General features: G+C 34.0%; 1 protein-coding gene. It reads right to left on the bottom strand.

Annotated elements, in window-relative coordinates; all coding sequences use genetic code 11:
- Positions 1-397, bottom strand: a 397-nt coding sequence (locus E3E25_RS11435) for a YhcH/YjgK/YiaL family protein (RefSeq protein ID WP_206204741.1), incomplete at both ends; no start/stop codon positions are given.

Here is a 397-nt window from a genome sequence, read left to right as displayed (position 1 = left end):
CGGATAAAAGATGGTAAATTGATTATCTGTTAACTGAAAATAAGTATCGGGTGCATCTGCATAATAGCTTACATCTTTTTCTGCGTTGTATTCTCCTTTCAATTGTTTGCAGGTACTACGGGGTTTATAACCGATTGTTTCTTTGCCTCTTATGCAAATCTGAATATCAATGTTTTTATCGTGGCACTCAAATTTGGCATTACTTTCTTCAGCTGTTACTCCTTTTTTGTCAGAGTAAATAGCTTTTAAACCTTCTGCAATATCGTATTTGCCAACCTCTGCAGCATGTAAATCTGTATTGTTGATGTATTCAATTGCTTTTACAAATAAAGGATGCAAAGAAGCATATTGATTGATGTTGGAAAGTGAATCTAATATCATAAGCCCTAACCCTAAA

The sequence above is a fragment of the Thermococcus sp. MAR1 genome, assembly GCF_012027305.1.
In the GTDB taxonomy this organism is placed as follows: Archaea; Methanobacteriota_B; Thermococci; order Thermococcales; family Thermococcaceae; genus Thermococcus.
The sequence above is the reverse complement of the archived record's forward strand: the minus strand, read 5'-3'. Positions and strand labels throughout refer to the sequence as shown.